Below are 19,922 nucleotides of genomic sequence, written 5' to 3' on the forward strand. Positions count from 1 at the left end.
TTTTTGTTATGACAAACAAGCTATCACTAACGAAAGAGCTATTAACATAGGTGTTAGGAAATGAATAAAAAAAGCACTGCGAACTGCAGTGCTTTTCCAGTTAATAGTTTATATACTTATGCTGTGACGTCACGTTTTGTAAATGTCCAATAGCTGATTGCTAAGAAGAAAATAAAGTAACCAACTAATACAGCCACTGAAAATGGTGTCGACATTCCTTCAATAAAGGAACCCCCTGTCTCCATTTGAGTGAACGTATGAGAGAATAATATATATTTCACGATTTCGTAATTTCGTAATAAAAAGGCAAACTGGCTACCTGTGAACATAAGGAAAATCGCGATTCCAATTGCCAATGAACTAGAACGGAAAACGGTACCGATTGCAAAGGCAAAGCTTCCAATAATGATAACGTCACCTAATGCCAATACATTTAACCAAATCGATTTTAGCCAATATGATACTTCTGTCACTTGCCCATTCACAACTTCTAATAATCCACCACCTGAAGCCTCATAAAAAATAATACCCATCAAGAGTGAAACAACGTAAGAGACCAAAGTTAAGAACAAAGCAAAAGCCACGACTGTCAAAAATTTCGACGTTAGAATTTTCCATCTCCGCACAGGACGTGCCAGCAACATTTTAATAGTTCCTTGTGAAAACTCGGAAGCGACAATACCTGCAGCTACAATTACGGACAACAATGTAATTATAGATGACATGCCATATGAATCCATTATGAACCCTTCCAAACTATTACTTGCTAGAGGTGCGATACCTTCATCTAGACGATATTGAAGTAACATTTGCTGTTCTTTCAAACTCTTTTTCGTTTCTTCATCTATACCCGGTGTCGCCAACTGTTGCTCAACAATTGTAAGTTCTTCTGAAACTGTATGCTCCCAAGCAGGAGTTTCCGTATTACGATCTATCCATTTCGTTATAGCAACCATTCCAATAATCATCGCAATTAATAATGCTACCATTACCCATGTTGCCTTTTTATGCCAAAGCTTCATCCATTCATTTCGTATTAGATTCAACAATTTGCCCACCTCCTGTCATTTCTAAGAACTGCTCTTCCAGAGTTTTACGATGATGTGAAACCGCATAAATTAATATATTTTGTTGCACTAATTGTTCAACAACTGTTGGAACATCAGCCTGTTCTACACTAATTAATAAACCGTTTTGGTAGTCTTCTACACTTATTCCATTTTCAATTAGTATGTGACGAGCCTTATCCACCGGCTGTGCCTCGATATAATATTGTGACTCTTCTATAGCGTCTACTTCTCGAATCGTTACAAGTTTACCGTTTTGAATGACTGCAATCCGATCACACATTAACTCAATTTCGGACAATAGATGACTCGACACTAATACGGAAACACCATCTTCTTCTGCAATTTTCCGTAAATAGGTACGAAATTCTCGAATGCCCGCAGGATCTAGACCGTTCGTCGGTTCATCTAAAATAAGAAACTTTGGTTTATTTAACAATGCCTGAGCTAAACCTAAGCGTTGACGCATACCAAGCGAATAGGTGGATACCTTTTCATGAATGCGTTTTTCCATTCCTACTTGTCGAATGACCTCGTCAATCCTTTCCTTCGTCACATTTTTATGCATGCGAGCGAAATGAACCAAGTTTTTATATCCCGACATAAACTTATACATTTCAGGATTTTCCACGATTGCCCCCATTTACTAATACCTTCTTCAAAATTGGACTTCAGGGAAAGACCGTCAATCATCACATCCCCAGTAGTTGACTCCATGAGACCCGCCATCATACGGATCGTCGTAGTTTTACCAGCTCCATTTGGTCCTAAAAATCCTGTAATTTGTCCGGGATATAAGGTTAGATTCAATTGATCAATAATTTTTTTCTTTCCGATTGTTTTCGATAGATTTTTTAATTCAACGATAGGTTTCATTTCCACTTAAATCACCTTCCTTTATTAGTTTTGTCATCCATGTTATGGCATCCATACGGAACTGATCACGGATAGTTTCCACTTCCTCATATGCTAAAATTTTCCCTTGGTTTAATAGTATAATAGCGTCGAGTAATGGCTCTGCTTCCCTAATTTCATGTGTGGACATAAGAACCGTTTGCGTTTCAGTATCAGTAAATTGTATCATCCCTTTGATGATGTCCTCCCTAACGATTGGATCGAATCCCGAAAATGGTTCATCCAACAAATAGTAAGAGGCTTCCCTTCCTAATGTTGCCGCCATTTTGGCACGACCCCTGTTCCCTTTTGATAAGGTTTTTAGCTTCGCGTCCAAAGGTACATTTAAATATTGGGCAACAATACAGGCTTTCGAATAATTGAAGTCTTCAAACTGTGTTTCATAAAAACGGAATAACTTCTCGACTGAATAGAACGGATAAAAGACATCTGCGTCCGGCATATAAGCTACCTTACTTGCGATGCTTCTCGTTGCCTTAAGTCCATTTACCTGAATGGTTCCACTTGAGGGAGTTGTGAGACCAGCAATGATCTTTAAAAGCGTGGATTTTCCGCTTCCGTTTTCGCCTACTAATCCAATAATCTTTCCGGGTGGAATGATGAGATTTACTCCTTTTAACGCTTGCTTCTTTCCATAATTTTTCTCAACCTGTTCTAAGGCAATCACTGTTTCTCCCCTCGTTCCCTTGTTTGAATAAATTCAATCATCTCTTTTTTTGAAAAACCTAATGCTTCGATACTGTTTAGAAATGACTCCACAAGCCCTTCCTTTACTTCATCGCGTAATTGCTGTAAACGTGTTTCGTTATCCGTTACAAAAGTTCCTTGACCACGTTTTGTTTCTGAAATTCCCATCATCTCCAGCTCCTTATATACACGTTGCATTGTATTTGCATTCACACCGACTTCCACTGCATATTCACGAACCGAAGGCAATTTCTCGCCTGGTTTCACATTTCCTCGAATAATTTCCCCAGTAATTCGGTCAATTAGTTGTTGATAAATTGGTTTGTCCGGCAAAAAATCGATACTCATCTTAAATCCTCACTTTCTTGTCGAACCATAGAGCCGACACCCAAAAAAGAATGATCGCAAACGCAGTGATGAAAACAATTTCACTGACGTAAATTGTCGGTTCTACTAAAAACGTCAAATCTTCGTAGTTCTCATACTTTCTAAACTTCTGAATAAAATCTGGGATCGGAATCTTAATGCCTCCAAAACGAGGAAACTTTTCAAATAATTTAACGGTGCTGTTCATACTCCAAATGATAGAACTAACGATAAACAAGAAAACGGTAATAATAATAGAAAATCCTTTTACGTATGGACGCATCAAATGGTAAATGACCCAAAAGAAAAGCACGATAATTAAGTTCAATAGGATGGAGAAAAAGATACCAACTAATACATACACTTTCATTTCTAATAGCTGACCCATTGTCATAAACTTGGGATCGCCATATAGCGCTTGCAAGACGACTAACAATAGCTCGATCAACAGTAATGACAATGATGTGAGGACAGTAGCAAATGCTAGTTTTGTGCCAATTAGCTTATAAATAGAGCTTTCCGTATGCAACCAGATATCTGGTCTTTTCATATCGAGTTGCAAACTTACAATGAAAAGAAGGATGGCAATCAGATGACTAAAAATAAGCCAAATCCCTGCTAATATTACCGCGGTCTTAAAAATAGGAACATCCTCTATCCATGTTTTCAACAGTAATGGAATTCCTACAATTCCTAATATATTCAATATGAATAATACGACAAGCCAAAACCTCATCAGCATCCATTCTTTTTGAATAAGGCCTTTCAATTGTTTCATATGCTCTTCTCCTTAAGTATTAGTGTATTAGTTACATAGTACACTACAACTAAAAGTTTTGTAAAGTATTATTATCAATAATACTTTATATGGTGTTATTGGAAATTAAAAAAACGTCCCGATATAGGACGTTTTCAATGAAAATTTGCATGATGAGTTCGATTTTCACAACAAATAAAATTGTTTTACTGCATTTGGCTTTTAACTTTAACCAATTTGAACCACGACAATTTCACATTTCTATAATACTTTTTAGATTATCTTTGACATTTTCTAATTCAGACTTCACTTCATCCATCTTAGTGCTCAACTTTTCTACCACTCTTTCCACTTGGTCCAAGACTTCTTCCAGTCGATCTTTAGATGTATTAATCTGTGAATGAATCATCCAATCCGTAAATATATTATCGAAGAAATAATCGGTAAATGTCATGAAATTGCTACGATCCACTTGAATGACTTCTGTCACAATGTTTTTTACATCCATCAATTCCGTTTCAAAACGACGAAGGGCCATTTGCGCTAAATGGATATAGTCTTGTGAACTATTGAGACTGTTATGCTTCATAGCTGTCACAAAAACACCGCCGCCGAGGAAGGTGTCCCAAGTCGACAACGCAGATGCTGAATCGAGTTCCGAGTTCGCTTGTTCAAGTGCGCTTTTGGCAGCTCTACCCGCTACCAGAGCTTCTTCTATTTCTTTTTGCATCGACTCCAAACCTGCCCGATTTTCATATAGATTTTCCAGCTCTTGTCGTTCATCGACAGTGTTAGCGTAAAGCCACTCCTTCTTTTCATGCATTAATGATTCCCAATGCTGATCTATTAAACAATAATCAACATTTTGCAGTTCTAGTTTGACAATTTCTATATCTTTCTTGAGATCACTTAAGGTTTTTTCAGCTTCTTGATATTTCATTTCAACTTCTGTTGCTTCTGAAATTTCTTTTTTTTGTTTTTCGTTCATCGTTCCATTCCACTTGCTAACTAAATTGGAAAAGGAGAACTTCTCTAATTTTAGAACATCTTTTTGCTCTTTCAAACGCTTTTCTTCCAACCTCTTACATACAATTTCTAATTCCATCCGCTGTGTTTGGAGCGATGCCTGCTTTCTTTGCAGCCGATCGCGTTCATTTTTCTTGACGATTAACTGAGCTTGTTTTTCTTGTAAGTGTTGCCACATCATGCATTCCCCCTTTCCTTATGTACGCGACCACAAGGATGAAAGTTTCATTTAATTCCATTTTTATCAAACATCAGGGCCGAGAAATTGAATGATTTGTCTATATATACCACCCTTTTCTTTACTTAATGTCATAAGATGTGAGGTGTTTTCAAACTTTTTTAGTTCGATTAATGCTGAGGAAACACTTTCAGCAATTTCAACCGCGCTTTCTTCATAGGTTTCCTCATCACGCCCTCCATAGTAAATAGCTATTGGAGATGTGATTACAGATAAGTCACTCATGGTCTCATGTATAAATTCTTGAAATCGCTCAAATGAGTTCATTGGTATTCGATCAAATTTCTTTAATTCGTCTTGTATCTGTACTTCGGATTTATTTTCTAATTTCTTATAACGTACAGCATAATCAATAATGCGTTGTTTCGCTTGTATAGGCGATTTATCTGTAGGCACAGACATGACTACCATCCGCTCAACCGGAAATTGTTGGGCTAATTTTAAAGCGAAAATTCCCCCTACCGATAATCCAATGACAAAGACCTGATTATATTTCTTTGCTAATTGCTTATAGCTTTCTAGTGCATCCTCCCACCAATTATCAATTGTATAAGGAATTAATGCCTCTGCTTCCTCACCATGTCCCCTATATAATGGAGCAAAACAAGTAAACCCTAATGTTTGATGAATTGATTCGGCTAACGCTTTCATGTCACGCGTATGGCTTGTATAAGAATGTAGTAATAGAACTGCGGTATCGTTTCCTTCCAAATTAATCAATCGGGCTTTTTTTATGCGCATATCCTCACCTCTTATTAAAAGTCCTCTTAAAGATATAATATTATAGTGGGGATTTCTTATATATTTTGTTCTAGATTAACGTTTCCACACATCAGTATATTCTGCTTTTTTTTCAAATTCCAATTTAGCGAAAGGACATAATGGTATGATTGTTTTATTTTCTACTCGTGCTTTATTTGCAACAGCTTTTACTAACGCTTGCGCTATGCCCTTCCCTCTCAATCTATCATCTACAAAAGTATGATCAATAATAAAGAACTCATTATTAGGCTCTGTAAAAGTAATTTCGGCAATTAATTGTTTATTATCATCTTCTAAATAAAATCGGTTCTTACCTTGTAATAAATCTACCATAGGTTCTACTTCCTTTCTTATATAACGCAATGCCTCTGATGGGCATGCATCGATTATTATTGTTACTTCACTTGTTTTCCCGTTATCCGGTAGAATCCAAGGTTTACGTTTTACTTGAAAAACATCTCCATTACCTTGAACGCAAATTCCGGCGTGTTGACATTTTTTTGCTGAGTAAAATATATCTAGATCTGTTCCTTCGTATTTTCTATACCCCTCATTCATATATTCTTCTTCTGTCATAACGCACTCTCCCAACTTTTCGATCATTCGTATTATTCATGCTATATAAATACTAACATAAATTTATACTATTAATATTATTTTTTTTTACAGTTTCTTGAAAGGATAATTTTAGAGAGATGAAGAAAATAACTTAATGAGAGCACTGCAACAAACCTTAAATTTGTTTTGAATGAATATATAAGGCTAACTTGGGATAGGCGGTACTTTTAATCTATCGCTGCGGTTACCCATTCTGATATTCTTCCAGGTGTAGTAATTTATAATGAAGTTTGCTCCTCAAGCGATGGAGGCAACTGCTAGTGCATCGAATACAACTAGTTGATTTTTCTCACCTCGACAGTATTTTATTTAGCACTATACATGTTGTTTCTTAGAAAAATAAATACCACACTCAATATTACGGATAATAATCCTACTAAGATAACGTATTGCGTTCCCATTATGGAGATAAATAAGCCTCCTACAGCTGTACCAATTGTTGTTCCTATATTTGCAGATGATAAAAACAATCCGTTAGCAAAGTCAGGGGCTTCAGGTGCCGCCGATGAAACTACATATTGAGTAATGTTTGCTGATATTCCAGCTAAAATTCCCCATAGTAAGATAATAATTACCATAGCCAAAGTGAGATATCCCATGAAAAATTGAATGATATAGACAATTCCCAATAGAAAAGGAAGAGATAAGATTGTTTTGATAGGATTAATAGTTAGTAGCCTTCCAGCCAAAATGTTCCCAATAATATTTGCTGCTCCGTAAATGAATAACATCAAGCTAGTTATATTTGCCGCTATGTTCGTTACGGTTTGTAAATAATCTGCGAGATAGCTATAAACTCCAAAAACAGCTGAGTTTAGCAAAATGACAATTATAATAGACAGCCATGTAACTGTTTTTTTCAATACCTTCAATTGAGTACCATAGGAGATTTTTTCTTTAACTGGCATGGATGGAACGAATAATAATGTAGCAATAAGTACAAGTACATTAACAATAGCGAAAAACGCCATCGCTAGTTGTAGATTAGACACGCTAGCGATAAAACTAACGATTGGAACTCCCACTACCATCCCCGCAGACACTCCTATAAAAATTTTGGAGACAGCTTTTGGAGCTTCCTCTTTACTGACAGAATCGGCAGCCGCTGAAAATGCCAAAGAAACATAGACCGGATGAAAAAGCGCAGGAATGATTCGAGCAATTAATAAAACAGTAAAATTGGATGTAAATATGGATATAATGTTTCCCGCAACAAAAACACTTAGGACAACTATCATCACTTTTTTTCGATTTATCCCTGAAAATAATAGCGGCATGGTTGGTGCCGATATTGCAACGCCAATGGCAAAAATACTTACCACCCATCCTGCTGTTGAAACACTAACGCCAAAGTGATTGGCGATATCAGGCAATATGCCGATAAACCCCATTTCCGTATTTAAGATGCCAAAAACACCTATTGTTAAAATAAATATTAATAAGTTTTTTCGTTGCAATTTAAAATAGCTCCTCTCTTGCACATCTGCTTATTTATTTTACTTTTATGTACGATTGATTACCAATACCTATATCTTATTCTGTGATATGCTTTAAAGGTATATTTAGAGTGTGGAGGATGATTAATTTATGGAATTTAGAGTACTTCGTTATTTTCTTACCGTCGCAAGAGAAGGAAGTATAACAGGAGCGGCAAATTTTTTGCATATTACACAGCCAACTTTGTCTAGGCAATTAAAAGAGCTGGAAGAGGAGTTGGGAAAGAAATTATTTATCCGGAAAAGTCATCATATTGTTTTGACAGAGGAAGGAATGATCCTAAGAAAGAGAGCAGAAGAAATCATTGACATGGTAGTTAAGGTGGAAGCCGAATTTAGTTCTATGGAAGAATCTGTAGGAGGAGATATTTACATAGGTGGCGGAGAAACAAAAGCTATGAAGCTAATTGCCCAGATAGTAAAAGATTTGCAGTTAAAATATCCAACTATTAAATATCACTTTTATAGTGGAAATTCCGATGATGTGACGGAGCAACTTGATAAAGGTTTACTCGATTTTGGAATTCTAATTCAACCGGCCGATTTGTCTAAATACAATTACATCAATCTTCCAGCCAAAGACGTATGGGGAGTTGTGATGAGAAAAGATAGTCCGCTTGCTGAAAAAGAAAGCATACAGAAGACTGATTTAATAGATGTACCTCTCCTCCTATCAAGACAAGCTATTAAACCAGGATTATCTAAAAATGAGTTTTCAGAGTGGTTTGGAGAGGACTATGATAAATTGAATGTTGTCACAACGTATAATCTTGTTTATAATGCGGCCATCTTAGTTGAGGAAGGAATCGGTTATGCAGTCACCCTTGATAAAATAGCTAATACATCCAGTGATAGTAACCTTTGTTTTAGGCCATTAGAACCGAGACTTGAATCGGGTCTAAATATTGTTTGGAAAAAGCATCAGGTTTTCTCCCATGCAGCAAATCTGTTTTTTGAAGAAATTAAGGATAAGTTTTCCAATCATAAGCCTATTGAGTAAAAAAACAAGCTTAACCCTCCCTGTACTTATCCAATCCAGGTAGGGTCAATGAGAGCTTGCATTAAACTTGTTGACTGGTTGGACGTACAATCATATCACTTATAGACATACGATCAGGAGTACTTATCGCAAACATAACTGCAGATGCAATGTCTTCAGGGATTAAACCGGATTCTATTTGCATCTTATGGACTTTCTCCGCAACGTCTTTATCATTTATGGTATTGTACAATTCAGTATCTACAGCACCAGGGGAAATAATAGTTGATTTGATATTATTCTCCCTCTGTTCCTGTCTTAACCCTTCCATGATTGCACGTACGGCAAATTTTGTTCCACAATACACCGCTGAATCTGGATACACTACATGTCCTGCTACAGAATCCGTTGCAATAATATGTCCTGACTTTTGCTCAGCCATAAACGGGATAACAGCTGCAATGCCGTTTAACACACCCATGATATTAATATCAAGCATTTGTTTCCACTCATCACGTCTTCCTTCTATGATAGGAGCAGTCGGCATAATACCTGCATTGTTGTACAATACATCTATCTTTCCAAATGTGTCTAATGCAAGCTGAGCAACCTTTTTTACATCTTCAAAGTTTGTTACGTCTGCTTGCTGTATGAGAATATTTACTTCTGGATACGCTTCTTTAATAACTTCCAGACGATCCATTCGTCTAGCAGCTAAAACTAATTTTGCATCATGCTGTGCTAATAATTTCGCTGTCGCTTCTCCTATTCCACTAGAAGCGCCCATAATAATGACTACTTTATCTTTAATTGCCAATTAAAACTCCTCCTCTTGTATGTCACGTTTAAATCATAAGACGTCATAATACAATATACCAATACCTATATCAGATAACGTGTTATGCTCGATAGGTATATGAAACGTTAAATAATATAGGTATCAACTATTTCACCTATACTTTCGACTTTTCAACGAAATATGTTGAAACAGAAAGAGGGTATCAGTTCAACTTTCCTTCCATTTGTTCATATACTGTACAAAAGAGGAGGCATAATGAAATGGATCGTTTTATTCTTTTAATGTTGGCTAGTATTTTAGCTGGTTTCGCATTATTAAAGGCTCCATTAGCAGGTACTTTCTTATCTGGTTTACAGCCAGTAACTGACCTTATCGGTATTGTGGCTATTGTAATCTTCTCGCTTGTCCTGATCTTTAAAGGTGTAATGGCACTAGTAAGTAAATAGATGGTTAAAAGTAAACCGCTAGAGAATGGATTTCTTCTCTAGCGGTTTTATAATGCGTGTTCTTTTGAAACAACTTCCTCCGAAAGCAGAAAACTGTTTTGCATTGCAAAGCTATATTAACATCTTACATATTTACGTTTAAAGCCTAGCCTTCCTCTATCGAGTTCTTTTTGAATACTTTCGTAAGCATTAAGAAAACTACTTTTTTTATTATCTCGTTTCATTTCTACTACTCCTAACTCCTTTGCTGTCTCTACTGCTTTTTCATGAAGAGGCAAATAGGAAATTCCTACTGTGTATAGAAAATTATTCATAGCAGATTTGGTACGTTCGGGGGAATCGTGAATCGTATCTTTTACCATATCTAACATATTTGAAATCTTGGTTTCTGAAAACTCCACGTCTTTTCGATTACCTAATAGCCAACAATAACAGCTCCAGCCCGCTGACATTTTTAGCTCTTCACCACTTGCTATCCATTTATCCGATACTTCCTGTGCAATATCTGACTCTGATAATGTGACGGCCACCACATAATCAGACAGCATATAAAAATACGCTGCATCCACCCACCGATCGTAATCCGACTCTGTCATACCTTTTGGATCTGCAATAACACCCGCAAAATACATGGCATCATAATTCCCTGTAGCATAAAGTTCTTCAGCTAAAGGCTGATTTATTTTTATTTTCTTAGCGATTGGCTTCATCGCTCCGGTTGCTACCCCAAATAATGGTTCACGTGCACCATTTGATATGTACATTTTTTTCGTTCGTTCCTTTCCTAGGGCTTCAAGCTCCTGCATAACCATTTCCAAATCCATCGTTTAACACTTCCTTCTTTTTATTGTTATTCTCTCATGTCTTCCACCAAATACAATTATCCAATACACCACTACCATTGTCAGCAAAATCAATGATTTTCTTGATAGATATCATTCATTTTAATATTGCTGTTCACAGCCATTTTGTAACGATACATAAGCAGTGTGATGACATTTAATACAATAGTGACGATGAGAAGTACTGCAGTGGCTAAAGCAGTAGCATGCGTTGTGTCCATAAGAGCAGACCAATCCTCAATCTTCACCAAATGAGCAGTGTAGAAAATTTGGAAACTTAATGAAATAGCACAGGCGATCAGGCTCATAACAGATAGGGCTATCCAGTTTCTGTGAGTCTGTTTTGATATCTCATGAGATAAACAACAGGCAGTATCCAAGCAATTATTCCAAGCACGAGGCTACCAAGATTAAGTAAACCAATCATATCTCTTCTCCTTTGTATTTATTCTTTATACTTTTTTATCTTCTTAAGCTTAATCTTCAAACCCTCATTTTCTCGAAAACTTCCACATAAAGTGAAACTTCAATCAGTGGGGTTTTCGACGTATGGGACGTGCTAGTGGGGGCATTGCGACATGGACGTCGCGCTTTTAGTCCCCGTCATCCCCCACTGATTGTTAGTTGAACCAATCGGGCTTTTACGGGCAGTTAATCTCCCACTTATATTTGCGCTTTTCTTACATCTTGAAGTGGGAGTCTTACTGCCCGTTAATGTGGGATAAAGTAAAATTGGTCTTTCCAACTAGAATCCACTTTTCTATCTATTTATCCATGTACCTTCCACATACTTATACAAAACTCCTTCTTTAAAATTGAAAGTATGTAAGTTTGACGTTTGCTTGCTTTTAACGTTTTAATAATGATAGGAGGTGTTTTATATGAATGCATACATATTACTTGCAATCGCAATTATTAGTGAAGTTTTTGGTAGCTCTATGTTGAAAGTGACAGAAGGTTTTAAAAAAGTGCTGCCTTCTGTTGGGGTGGTGTTAGGTTATGCCCTTGCATTTTATGCATTATCTTTATCGCTAAAAGCACTTCCAATTGGAACAGCTTATGCAATTTGGGCCGGAGTAGGTACTGCATTAACTGCTTTAATCGGCATAGTTCTCTATAAGGAAGCCTTTAATAGGAAAAAACTTATCGGACTTTTATTGATTATTTGCGGAGTTATCTTATTAAATTTATCAACTGGAGATGCGCTTGCGTAGAGAAGGAGAGAAATCATATATGAAGGGCTATAGCTTACTAAGTATTTCAATTTTAACGGAGGTTTTTGGGACAGCTATGTTGAAATTATCAGAGGGTTTCACAAATCTTGGCCCTACTATTGGGGTTATTGCCGGATATGGCTTATCATTTTATTGTTTGTCCTTGTGTTTAAAAACAATTCCTCTAAGTTTGGCATATGCCATTTGGTCTGGTGTCGGTACTGCAATTACCGCAATTATAGGTGTGCTCATTTGGGATGACCCGTTTAACTTACTCACTCTTTCTGGATTGGCACTTATTATAGCCGGAGTTATACTACTTAACGCATCAGACAGTAGAAAAGAACCATCTCAGTGAGAGTGGTTCTTTTTCTAATGTCTTTGCCTATAAATTAAAATAATTCACGTGCAAGAAGTCGGTAGACGTCCAACCGTTTTTCTTGAGAGTGTGGAATGCTACAAATCATCGCTTCGTCAAATCCATACCTGGCTTGTTCTTCTTGTAATATAGTGGCAACCTCATTTGGCGTTCCAACTAAGTGTATTTTGCGATTTTGTTGAATTGCCATACCATCCATTTCCGTTAATGGATAATTTTGAGCCTCTTCTGGTGTTAATGTTTGGCGAATTTGCCCTCTCATTAGTGATAATCTGGAAATATCCTGGGGCAACGCTTCAAATTCTGCTTCTTCTTTCGTTTCAGCAACAGTTACCATGTATGTTACATTGATCTCTGGTTTTTCCATTAATGCGGAAGGTGTAAAATTGCGTCTATAAGCATCAAAAATTTCTTTCGTCATTCCGCCTTGGAAAAACTGTGCAAATGAATAGCCGACTCCTAATCGACCTGCTTGAATGGCACTATTTCCAGTGGAGCCGAGTAACCAAGCTTCTGGTAAAATGACATTCGAAGGAGTAGCAATTGAACGATTATATAAGCTATCCTCTGGTACTTCATCGTTCAAAAATTGCAAGGTAGTCGACAGCTTTTCATACATATTATTTAACATTGGCTGACGACCTTCTGATAGAGCATACATAGCATAATTATCTCCACCTGGAGCACGTCCCACACCAAAATCTATACGCCCCGGTGAAAATGCACTTAATGTTTTAAACACTTCCGCAAGCTTGAGTGGTGAGTAATGCATCATCATCACACCACCTGTCCCGATGCGAATATTGTTCGTTTTCGCGGCTAAATGTGCTGCAATAACCTCCGGAGCTGAGCTCGCAATCGTTCCAGTTCCATGATGTTCTGCCATCCACATTCGATGATAACCCAACTGTTCAGCTAATATTGCAAGCTCTTCCGCTTTCTTTAAAGCATCTACCGCAGTATTACCTACGGTGATAGGTGCTTGATCTAGAACACTTAACTTCATTCGATGATCTTCCCTTCTATATATGTAAAGTTAGATAGAAATTGTTCTCTTTATCAAATTGTATTCTTTAACTGTTGGTTGGTAAACAAAAGTGACTTTCTGACTCTATTAATAGAAATGTGTTTATATTATGAAATAAGAGGTACATAAATAATAGGCACAATAACTTTTATAAATGGAAACGGAGGAAATAAACATGAAAAAAAGAATGATTGCTTTGCCTTTTGCACTATCAACAGCTCTTTTATTAGGCGCATGTGGAGATAATGATGATGACTTAGATGATGTGGAAGTAAACGACCCAATGTTAGAAGATGATGGTGAAAATGACATTGGCGTTCCAGATGATGAAAATGAGGAAGAGGTGGATGAGGGTACCGATTCTTCTGAAAGTTCTACACCTTAATAATTTCGTTACTCGAGAGTACACTTTCTCCTTAGTGGGGAAGTGTACTTATTCGTTTACACTAAAAGAAACCAATCATCTTATTCTTTCATTGGTTTACAATACTCTATCTAAAAACCTGTCTTAAGGTTAACGTCTTAGCTTAGTGTGGTTGAGAACGTCAACAACTCAACTATTATAGGGGTTTGTGCACTAATTGTAGAATGGACTGGGGCAATAGTTAAAGACTGGGTATTTACCGTATACAGCCCTCCCTCTTGAATTACACCATTGATATATAGATTGGCGTAGCCATTTGGGTTAAAGCTCATAAAGTTAGTTACTTGGTTTCCATCGTCGTCAGTAAATAGATTGGAAGAAATAGTAGTCCCACTAGCCAAATTCACATTGGCTTCTGGAATATAAAAATACCTTTTGACAGTCGGTATAACATTTACGACAGGGGGAGCTATTATCGTAATTTCATTGAAAGATTTACAGACAAACCTTCTTCTATTCGTATGACAATCGTATACTCGCATTATTTTTGGGGGCTTTTTATGTTTTCCCATCGTATGGACACCTCCTTCCTTTTACTATATGTACATAGTTAGTTTTTTGTTTATCTTTTAACGCTATTCGATATATACGTTATTTTCCATTAACTAACTTTTGCAAAATGATTCATAAAGTGAAACTTCAATCAGTGGGGTTTTCGACGCACAGGACGTGCTAGTGGGGACGTTGCGACATGGACGTCGCGCTTTTAGTCCCCGTCATCCCACACGATGTGGGTCACACAGACGTTGCAAACGCTCTTTTATTTTGCGACGAGCTTTGCGCAGGAGCAACACGATGTTGCGTACTTAGTCTGGGATCATTTCATCGGGCGCATGCCAGCAGTTGATCTCCCACTTATCTTTTCGCTTTTCTTTAATCTTGAAGTGGGAGTCTTACTGCCCGTTAATGCGGGATAAAATGAATTCCCTATCCCAACCATTAACTTACGTATTTCAGAATCGTAAATATTAAAACTGCCAGTGAATTACGTTCTAAATTCTTGATAGAAAATGAACGGGGTTATTCATTTATCCTATACACGCTCTGGATAGATTGGAATTACCCCATTCCTTATTTCAAAAAATTTAGGAAAACTTATTCAGTAACTTTTAGAACTTTTATTTTCATTAAATTACTGTAACTAAATCTACAGCTTCAACAACTAGAGGAGTCCCAGCAGTAATAATTCCATCGACATCATTAAAGGTCAATTCTGTAGCAGAAATTGTATATGCGTCGCCTTCTTGTAGTACACCGTTTACATAAAGATTATAGTATCCATTCGTAATTACTGGAAAAGCAGTTGCTGCCGTTCCACTATCATCTAAAAATGCAGTTGCAGGGATGGTTGTTCCATCAGTTACAACTAATGGTGCAGCCAATACATTAAAGAATCTTGTTGAGGTACCAGAAACATTTACATGAATATTCATCAGGGAAAGTGCCAATTCATTCACCTCCTTCCATATACTTTATAGTAAATGCGAAGTTTCAAAAGTTATTAGGGCTGACCACATAACAAATCTATAAAAACTTTATAAAAGAATTGTTTCTTTTTCATTCTAATATAAAGCAAAAAGCTGGCAGATAAATTACTTCTGCCAGCTTTTTGAGATTATATTTAAAATTCCTAATAATTATGTCGAAAATCTTAATAATCCATCGCTCTTAAAATCTACCCTGCAACTTAAAAACAATCTCCGCAAATAATGTTGCAAATAAGAAGGTTCCTGTGTAAACAACAAGAGAAATGACAACAATTCGCCAACCTAGCTTTTTAAAGCTTTCTAAGTCTTTCCCAAGGGATAGGCCAGCATATGCTAGAATCGGGGTAGCTAAGGCCATAAAATTAATCTCTGCCGTTTTTGCAACAATCCATTCATTCCCAGGAAAAATTGGAGTTGTCGCAATTAATGCTATCAACGAAATCCATACGACCGCTGGCATTTTAGGTATGAGCTTGTTTAAGCCTAAACCGATTACTGTAAACAATACGATAAGTAGCATTCCAGGAAGTGCTTGTACAGGAGATACACCATATCCCACCCAGTTTCCGAGAATTGCGATTACTCCTATTAATACTAATACTTTTGTTTTTTCTAGCATTATTTTGCACCCTCCTTACGTGTACGTCCTATTTTAGGCTCTAGCCATTCATAAAGACGCGCCGTTACAGGAAGTGAGAAAAATACACATAAATACGTTCCTAGAATTGTAGAGATCAAGTTGGCCGCAGCCGCAAACAAAGCGATATCTTCCGCATCATTTGGAAAAGTAACAGCCAGTGCCCCAGAAGCAGCCGCCATCATACTACCTGATCCAACCCCAGCTCCCATCGCCAATGAAATGGGATGGAAAATTCCTAAGCTTCCTAAAAAACCTGCTAAAATAGCCAAATAGATGGCCCCAAATACTGTTCCACAGATATAGACACCTAATGCTCCTCTTCCTTCTGGTGAATCTGCTCCGTACTTTTCTGAAATAATGGCTAAGTTTGGCTCTCGGTCGATCGAGAAGGTAGCTCCGATCGCCTCTCGTTTCATACCAATGAGTAATGCTATTGGCAATCCAATAATAATTGTCCCTAAAACATGTCCAACTTCTTGAACAGCTAATGATACTCCTGCATCGAAAATTTTAGGTAATGATGGGCCTAACATCGATCCAAGCTTTGCTACAAAAAGTAAAAAAGATATTCCTAGTATTCCAGCTGCACGCTTCATTTGTACTTCATTCATTAATTTCAGTTTTGGAAAACTAACTACTCCACCCATCAATAAAACATATAACATTGGAAACAAAGCAATTGTACCTACTCCTAAATTGAACTGTTTCACACCTATAGCTTCACCTATCAGAACGAAAAAAAGAACGATAATATGAAGCTTCCAATCTTTTAACAATAGTTTCTCCTCCTTGAAAATACCCTACCTCTTTTTTATGTAATTTGAAAATCTCTTATCGTTCCTAAATTCCTGCCAATCTACCTCCCCATGCTGTCTAAATCCTTCAAAACTCAATGATGAAAATGGAGACAGATATTTGTTAAAATAAAAAAATCCTTCTTGAAGAATACTTGCTGAACAAGTATTCATAGAAGAGGATTTTTTTTACCTTAACAAATCATAACATCTATGCTAGTTCATTCAAACAACTTTTTAAGTATTTACTAATTACTAAAATGGTCCCCAATTGATCGAAACTGCAATAATTAGCGTAATGACAGCGATAACCATCCAAATAAGGAAAAGAGGAAACATCCATTTGAACCATTTCGTATATGGTATTCCAGCTATCGCAAGACTTGCCATTAATGTTCCTGACGTTGGAATAATACTATTTGTGAACCCATCTCCGAACAAATACGTCTGAACAGCAACCTGTCTTGTTACTCCCAGCATATCCGCTAAAGGAGTCATAATTGGCATAATAAGTACAGCTTGTCCGCTCCCAGAGGGTACGACAATACTAATAATTGTGTTTGCAACGAACATCGCCATTGTAGCCATTATTGGCGAGAGACCGGTAAATAAATTCGATAAAGCATACACAATTGTATCTAATACTTGTCCCTGCTCCAATACGACTAATATGGCACGTGCTGCTCCTACAATGAGTGCTCCATACAATAATTTTTCAGCACCCTTCATAAAATGAACGATAAACTGATTGTAATGGATCTTTCCAATCACTCCAACCAAAATTGCAACACCCAAGAAGTATGCAGACATATGATCAAGTGTCCATTTGAACTGTATCGTACCATACACCATAAAAGCAAAAGCAAGGCCTACAAAAAGGAGAATCCCTTTATGTTTGTTCGTAAATTCACTATGCAGCTCACTTTCATCAAGGTCAGATTCCTCTAAAAATGAATGAGAAAGTATACTATTTTTAGGATCCTTTAACACTTTTTTAGCATAGCGCCATGTATACCAATGGTAATCGTTACAATTACGACAAAAACAATAACACGGAACAGTAGCCCAGAAAATAGTGGCAACTCAGCGATTTTATGTGCTATACCAACTGAGTAAGGATTGATGAAGCCCACATTAAACCCTGCAAAGGTAGCTCCAAAAGTAATCGCAACTGCAATAATCGGATCGAGTCTCAACGCTTTGGAAATAATAAGCCCAATGGAAACAAAAGCGATGACTGAGTTAGCGACAGCACCTACAGCTCCTCCTAAAGCAAAAAGAATCGTAATAACAGCTATTAAAATAAATTCATTTCCTCTTGTTTTATCTATCGCTTTCATTACTGCTGCTTTAATAGACCCAGTCGATTCAATGACCTCCATCAACCCACCGATAAATAACACTAGGAATATAATACTACCAGATTCCACCATACCTTTTGCATGGATAAAAGAATATCCATTACACCAACCCCACTGCTCTCCACACTCTGGTAAGTGCCAGGGACGACCATTGTTAGTCCATCTTTTTCAACTCTTTCAAACTGTCCTGCTGGAACTAGATACGTAGCTATTGCAGCGATCAATAAAATGCCAAAAAGTAAAACGTACGTATCTGGCATTTTCAAAGAAAATCGTTTCTTGTTTTTTGTTGCAGCTTTCATAGGCTCCTCCTTCTGTTAAAAGCAAACTATTTCACTTATCCATCATCAACCTAAAAGCTCTAAGGTTGCATGCACAAACATATTCATCCCTTTTGAAAAAGCATCTTCATCCAGATCAAAACGTGGATGGTGATGCGGGTAGTCAGTTCCCTTTTCTTTATTGCCTGAACCAATGAAAAAATAGGTGCCTGGGGCCTTCCGTAGGAAAGCAGAGAAATCCTCCGCTCCCATATTGGGTTTCACCTTAACTAACGCTTCTTCTCCATAAAGTTCACATACTGTTTCTTTGATTAAACGAGTTATCTCATTATCGTTAATGACTGGAGATGGACCTTCCATATATTCAAATTGATAAGTAGCTCCATGAGCTTCCGTTATCCCTTTTACCACTCGTTCCATCAAGTCCACAACAACTGGTCTAAGTTCCATATTAAAGAGGCGAACAGTCCCCGCAATTTCAACGGATCCTGTAATAATATTCATGGCAGTCCCTCCTGCAAATTTAGTGATAGATAAGACTAGTGTATCTAACGGATCTACATTTCGAGAGACAATATGCTGTAAATTAGATACGACTTGTGCTCCTACAGCAATAGCATCGACCGTTTGATGTGGAAGACCTGCATGTCCGCCTTGCCCCGTAATGGAAATAGTAAAGGTATCAGGAGATGCCATTACAGGACCAGCTGCAACTCCAATTTTTCCGGTTTCTAGTGGTGACCACAGATGAGCTCCAATGACCATATCTACTCCGTCCATAACTCCGGCCCGCACCATTTCTTCCGCTCCACCGGGAGCCAACTCTTCCGCATGCTGAAATAGAAAACGGACCTCGCCTTTCAATTGATCCTGCAAAGTAGAAAGAAGTTTCGCTGTTCCAAGTAAAATTGCCGTATGTCCATCATGACCACAAGCATGCATAACACCTGGATTTTGCGAGGAAAATGATAAAGAAGTTTCTTCTTGAATAGGCAATGCATCAATATCCGCACGAATTGCTATCACTTTACCCGGTCGCTTCCCTATTAGTCGTGCCATAACACTTGTTTTCGTGGGACGTAAAACTTCTAAATTATCGAAAGACTGAAGCGTTTCATAAATAAATTGAGCTGTCTTTTCTTCTTGAAAGGATAATTCTGGATGGGTATGAAGATACCTTCTCCAAGCAATCACTTCATCCTTAATCTCCTCTATTAAAGGAGGAATCGCTGTATTTTCCATCATATTTTCTCCTCACATTCTATGTATTAGCTTGCTGTAAATCATAGAATTCATTTAGGTTCATTTTCGGCTATG

24 protein-coding genes and 3 pseudogenes are annotated in these 19,922 nt (G+C 37.3%); 6 read left to right on the plus strand and 21 right to left on the minus strand.

Going from position 1 to position 19,922, the window contains the following annotated elements; genetic code table 11:
• Nucleotides 1–116: 116 nt before the first annotated feature.
• The 10 genes and pseudogenes from OR571_RS12780 to OR571_RS12825 all read right to left on the minus strand — a co-directional run bounded on the left by OR571_RS12780 (nt 117) and on the right by OR571_RS12825 (nt 7,893).
• Nucleotides 117–1,049, minus strand: coding sequence for an ABC transporter permease (locus OR571_RS12780; RefSeq protein WP_282243226.1), 933 nt, complete (start codon nt 1,047–1,049; stop codon nt 117–119).
• Nucleotides 1,027–1,943: pseudogene (locus tag OR571_RS12785) on the minus strand (ABC transporter ATP-binding protein). Before OR571_RS12785 ends, OR571_RS12780 begins: the two are co-directional and overlap by 23 nt.
• Complete coding sequence (locus OR571_RS12790) at nt 1,927–2,649, minus strand: ABC transporter ATP-binding protein (RefSeq protein WP_282243227.1); 723 nt, start codon at nt 2,647–2,649, stop codon at nt 1,927–1,929. The pseudogene OR571_RS12785 and the gene OR571_RS12790 overlap by 17 nt, the downstream one beginning before the upstream one ends.
• A complete protein-coding gene (locus OR571_RS12795) occupies nt 2,646–3,017 on the minus strand; it encodes a GntR family transcriptional regulator (RefSeq protein ID WP_282243229.1) in 372 nt (123 codons plus the stop codon). The genes OR571_RS12790 and OR571_RS12795 overlap by 4 nt, the downstream gene beginning before the upstream one ends.
• Before the next feature lies 1 nt (nt 3,018).
• Entirely contained in the window at nt 3,019–3,813 is a 795-nt protein-coding gene (locus OR571_RS12800; RefSeq protein WP_282243231.1) for a hypothetical protein, read from the minus strand.
• Between the two features lie 232 nt (nt 3,814–4,045).
• Entirely contained in the window at nt 4,046–4,996 is a 951-nt protein-coding gene (locus OR571_RS12805) for a hypothetical protein (RefSeq protein ID WP_282243233.1), read from the minus strand.
• A gap of 66 nt (nt 4,997–5,062) precedes the next feature.
• Nucleotides 5,063–5,797 (minus strand): alpha/beta hydrolase, encoded by a 735-nt coding sequence (locus OR571_RS12810; protein ID WP_282243235.1) that lies wholly within the window; start codon nt 5,795–5,797, stop codon nt 5,063–5,065.
• Between the two features lie 75 nt (nt 5,798–5,872).
• Nucleotides 5,873–6,151, minus strand: coding sequence for a GNAT family N-acetyltransferase (locus OR571_RS12815; protein WP_188713320.1), 279 nt, complete (start codon nt 6,149–6,151; stop codon nt 5,873–5,875).
• Nucleotides 6,152–6,175: 24 nt separating this feature from the next.
• Nucleotides 6,176–6,421 (minus strand): annotated as a pseudogene (locus tag OR571_RS12820) ((4Fe-4S)-binding protein); the annotation flags it as partial.
• 320 nt (nt 6,422–6,741) lie between these two features.
• Nucleotides 6,742–7,893, minus strand: a complete 1,152-nt coding sequence (locus tag OR571_RS12825; RefSeq protein WP_282243237.1) for an MFS transporter — start codon at nt 7,891–7,893, stop codon at nt 6,742–6,744.
• A 130-nt stretch (nt 7,894–8,023) separates the two neighbouring features.
• Here OR571_RS12825 and OR571_RS12830 point away from each other — a divergent pair, with 130 nt between their 5' ends.
• Nucleotides 8,024–8,932, plus strand: a complete 909-nt coding sequence (locus tag OR571_RS12830; RefSeq protein WP_282243239.1) for a LysR family transcriptional regulator — start codon at nt 8,024–8,026, stop codon at nt 8,930–8,932.
• A 61-nt stretch (nt 8,933–8,993) separates the two neighbouring features.
• On the opposite strand, the gene OR571_RS12835 is transcribed toward OR571_RS12830, so the two are convergent.
• On the minus strand, nt 8,994–9,728 hold the full coding sequence (locus tag OR571_RS12835; protein WP_282243241.1) for an SDR family oxidoreductase: 735 nt from the start codon (nt 9,726–9,728) through the stop codon (nt 8,994–8,996).
• Nucleotides 9,729–9,970: 242 nt separating this feature from the next.
• On the opposite strand from OR571_RS12835, the gene OR571_RS12840 reads away from it, so the two are divergent.
• Entirely contained in the window at nt 9,971–10,156 is a 186-nt protein-coding gene (locus tag OR571_RS12840; protein WP_282243243.1) for a hypothetical protein, read from the plus strand.
• 116 nt (nt 10,157–10,272) lie between these two features.
• Here OR571_RS12840 and OR571_RS12845 read toward each other — a convergent pair whose 3' ends face one another.
• On the minus strand, nt 10,273–10,980 hold the full coding sequence (locus OR571_RS12845; protein WP_282243245.1) for a DNA alkylation repair protein: 708 nt from the start codon (nt 10,978–10,980) through the stop codon (nt 10,273–10,275).
• Between the two features lie 89 nt (nt 10,981–11,069).
• Complete coding sequence (locus OR571_RS12850; protein ID WP_348775046.1) at nt 11,070–11,306, minus strand: hypothetical protein; 237 nt, start codon at nt 11,304–11,306, stop codon at nt 11,070–11,072.
• A gap of 573 nt (nt 11,307–11,879) precedes the next feature.
• Here OR571_RS12850 and OR571_RS12855 point away from each other — a divergent pair.
• Together OR571_RS12855 and OR571_RS12860 are read left to right on the plus strand one after the other, a co-directional pair.
• On the plus strand, nt 11,880–12,212 hold the full coding sequence (locus OR571_RS12855; protein ID WP_282243247.1) for a DMT family transporter: 333 nt from the start codon (nt 11,880–11,882) through the stop codon (nt 12,210–12,212).
• Between the two features lie 19 nt (nt 12,213–12,231).
• The gene (locus OR571_RS12860; protein WP_282243248.1) at nt 12,232–12,570 is read left to right on the plus strand and encodes a DMT family transporter; all 339 of its coding nucleotides are present in this window, start codon (nt 12,232–12,234) and stop codon (nt 12,568–12,570) included.
• A gap of 34 nt (nt 12,571–12,604) precedes the next feature.
• Here the strand turns inward: OR571_RS12860 and OR571_RS12865 are convergent, their stop codons facing one another.
• Nucleotides 12,605–13,597: an LLM class flavin-dependent oxidoreductase gene (locus OR571_RS12865; RefSeq protein WP_282243253.1), complete on the minus strand. Its 993-nt coding sequence runs from the start codon at nt 13,595–13,597 to the stop codon at nt 12,605–12,607.
• Nucleotides 13,598–13,793: 196 nt separating this feature from the next.
• Between OR571_RS12865 and OR571_RS12870 the strand changes: the two genes are divergently transcribed.
• Nucleotides 13,794–14,003: a hypothetical protein gene (locus OR571_RS12870; protein ID WP_170206466.1), complete on the plus strand. Its 210-nt coding sequence runs from the start codon at nt 13,794–13,796 to the stop codon at nt 14,001–14,003.
• 137 nt (nt 14,004–14,140) lie between these two features.
• Here the strand turns inward: OR571_RS12870 and OR571_RS12875 are convergent, their stop codons facing one another.
• On the minus strand, nt 14,141–14,524 hold the full coding sequence (locus tag OR571_RS12875; RefSeq protein ID WP_282243254.1) for a DUF4183 domain-containing protein: 384 nt from the start codon (nt 14,522–14,524) through the stop codon (nt 14,141–14,143).
• Nucleotides 14,525–14,770: 246 nt separating this feature from the next.
• Between OR571_RS12875 and OR571_RS12880 the strand changes: the two genes are divergently transcribed.
• The gene (locus tag OR571_RS12880; RefSeq protein WP_282243255.1) at nt 14,771–14,959 is read left to right on the plus strand and encodes a hypothetical protein; all 189 of its coding nucleotides are present in this window, start codon (nt 14,771–14,773) and stop codon (nt 14,957–14,959) included.
• 210 nt (nt 14,960–15,169) lie between these two features.
• Here the strand turns inward: OR571_RS12880 and OR571_RS12885 are convergent, their stop codons facing one another.
• The 6 genes and pseudogenes from OR571_RS12885 to OR571_RS12915 all read right to left on the minus strand — a co-directional run bounded on the left by OR571_RS12885 (nt 15,170) and on the right by OR571_RS12915 (nt 19,847).
• Nucleotides 15,170–15,490: a DUF4183 domain-containing protein gene (locus tag OR571_RS12885; protein ID WP_481900389.1), complete on the minus strand. Its 321-nt coding sequence runs from the start codon at nt 15,488–15,490 to the stop codon at nt 15,170–15,172.
• A gap of 220 nt (nt 15,491–15,710) precedes the next feature.
• Nucleotides 15,711–16,148: a hypothetical protein gene (locus tag OR571_RS12890; protein ID WP_282243257.1), complete on the minus strand. Its 438-nt coding sequence runs from the start codon at nt 16,146–16,148 to the stop codon at nt 15,711–15,713.
• Nucleotides 16,148–16,945: a DUF3100 domain-containing protein gene (locus OR571_RS12895; protein WP_229677359.1), complete on the minus strand. Its 798-nt coding sequence runs from the start codon at nt 16,943–16,945 to the stop codon at nt 16,148–16,150. The genes OR571_RS12890 and OR571_RS12895 overlap by 1 nt, the downstream gene beginning before the upstream one ends.
• Before the next feature lie 273 nt (nt 16,946–17,218).
• Nucleotides 17,219–18,396, minus strand: a pseudogene (locus OR571_RS22965) (YfcC family protein).
• The gene (locus OR571_RS12910; RefSeq protein WP_282243264.1) at nt 18,366–18,626 is read right to left on the minus strand and encodes a hypothetical protein; all 261 of its coding nucleotides are present in this window, start codon (nt 18,624–18,626) and stop codon (nt 18,366–18,368) included. Before OR571_RS12910 ends, OR571_RS22965 begins: the two are co-directional and overlap by 31 nt.
• Nucleotides 18,627–18,671: 45 nt before the next feature.
• Entirely contained in the window at nt 18,672–19,847 is a 1,176-nt protein-coding gene (locus OR571_RS12915; RefSeq protein WP_282243266.1) for a M20 family metallopeptidase, read from the minus strand.
• Nucleotides 19,848–19,922 lie beyond the last annotated feature (75 nt).

Origin of the sequence: Psychrobacillus sp. NEAU-3TGS, from assembly GCF_029955155.1 — a bacterium.
Lineage (GTDB): Bacteria > Bacillota > Bacilli > Bacillales_A > Planococcaceae > Psychrobacillus.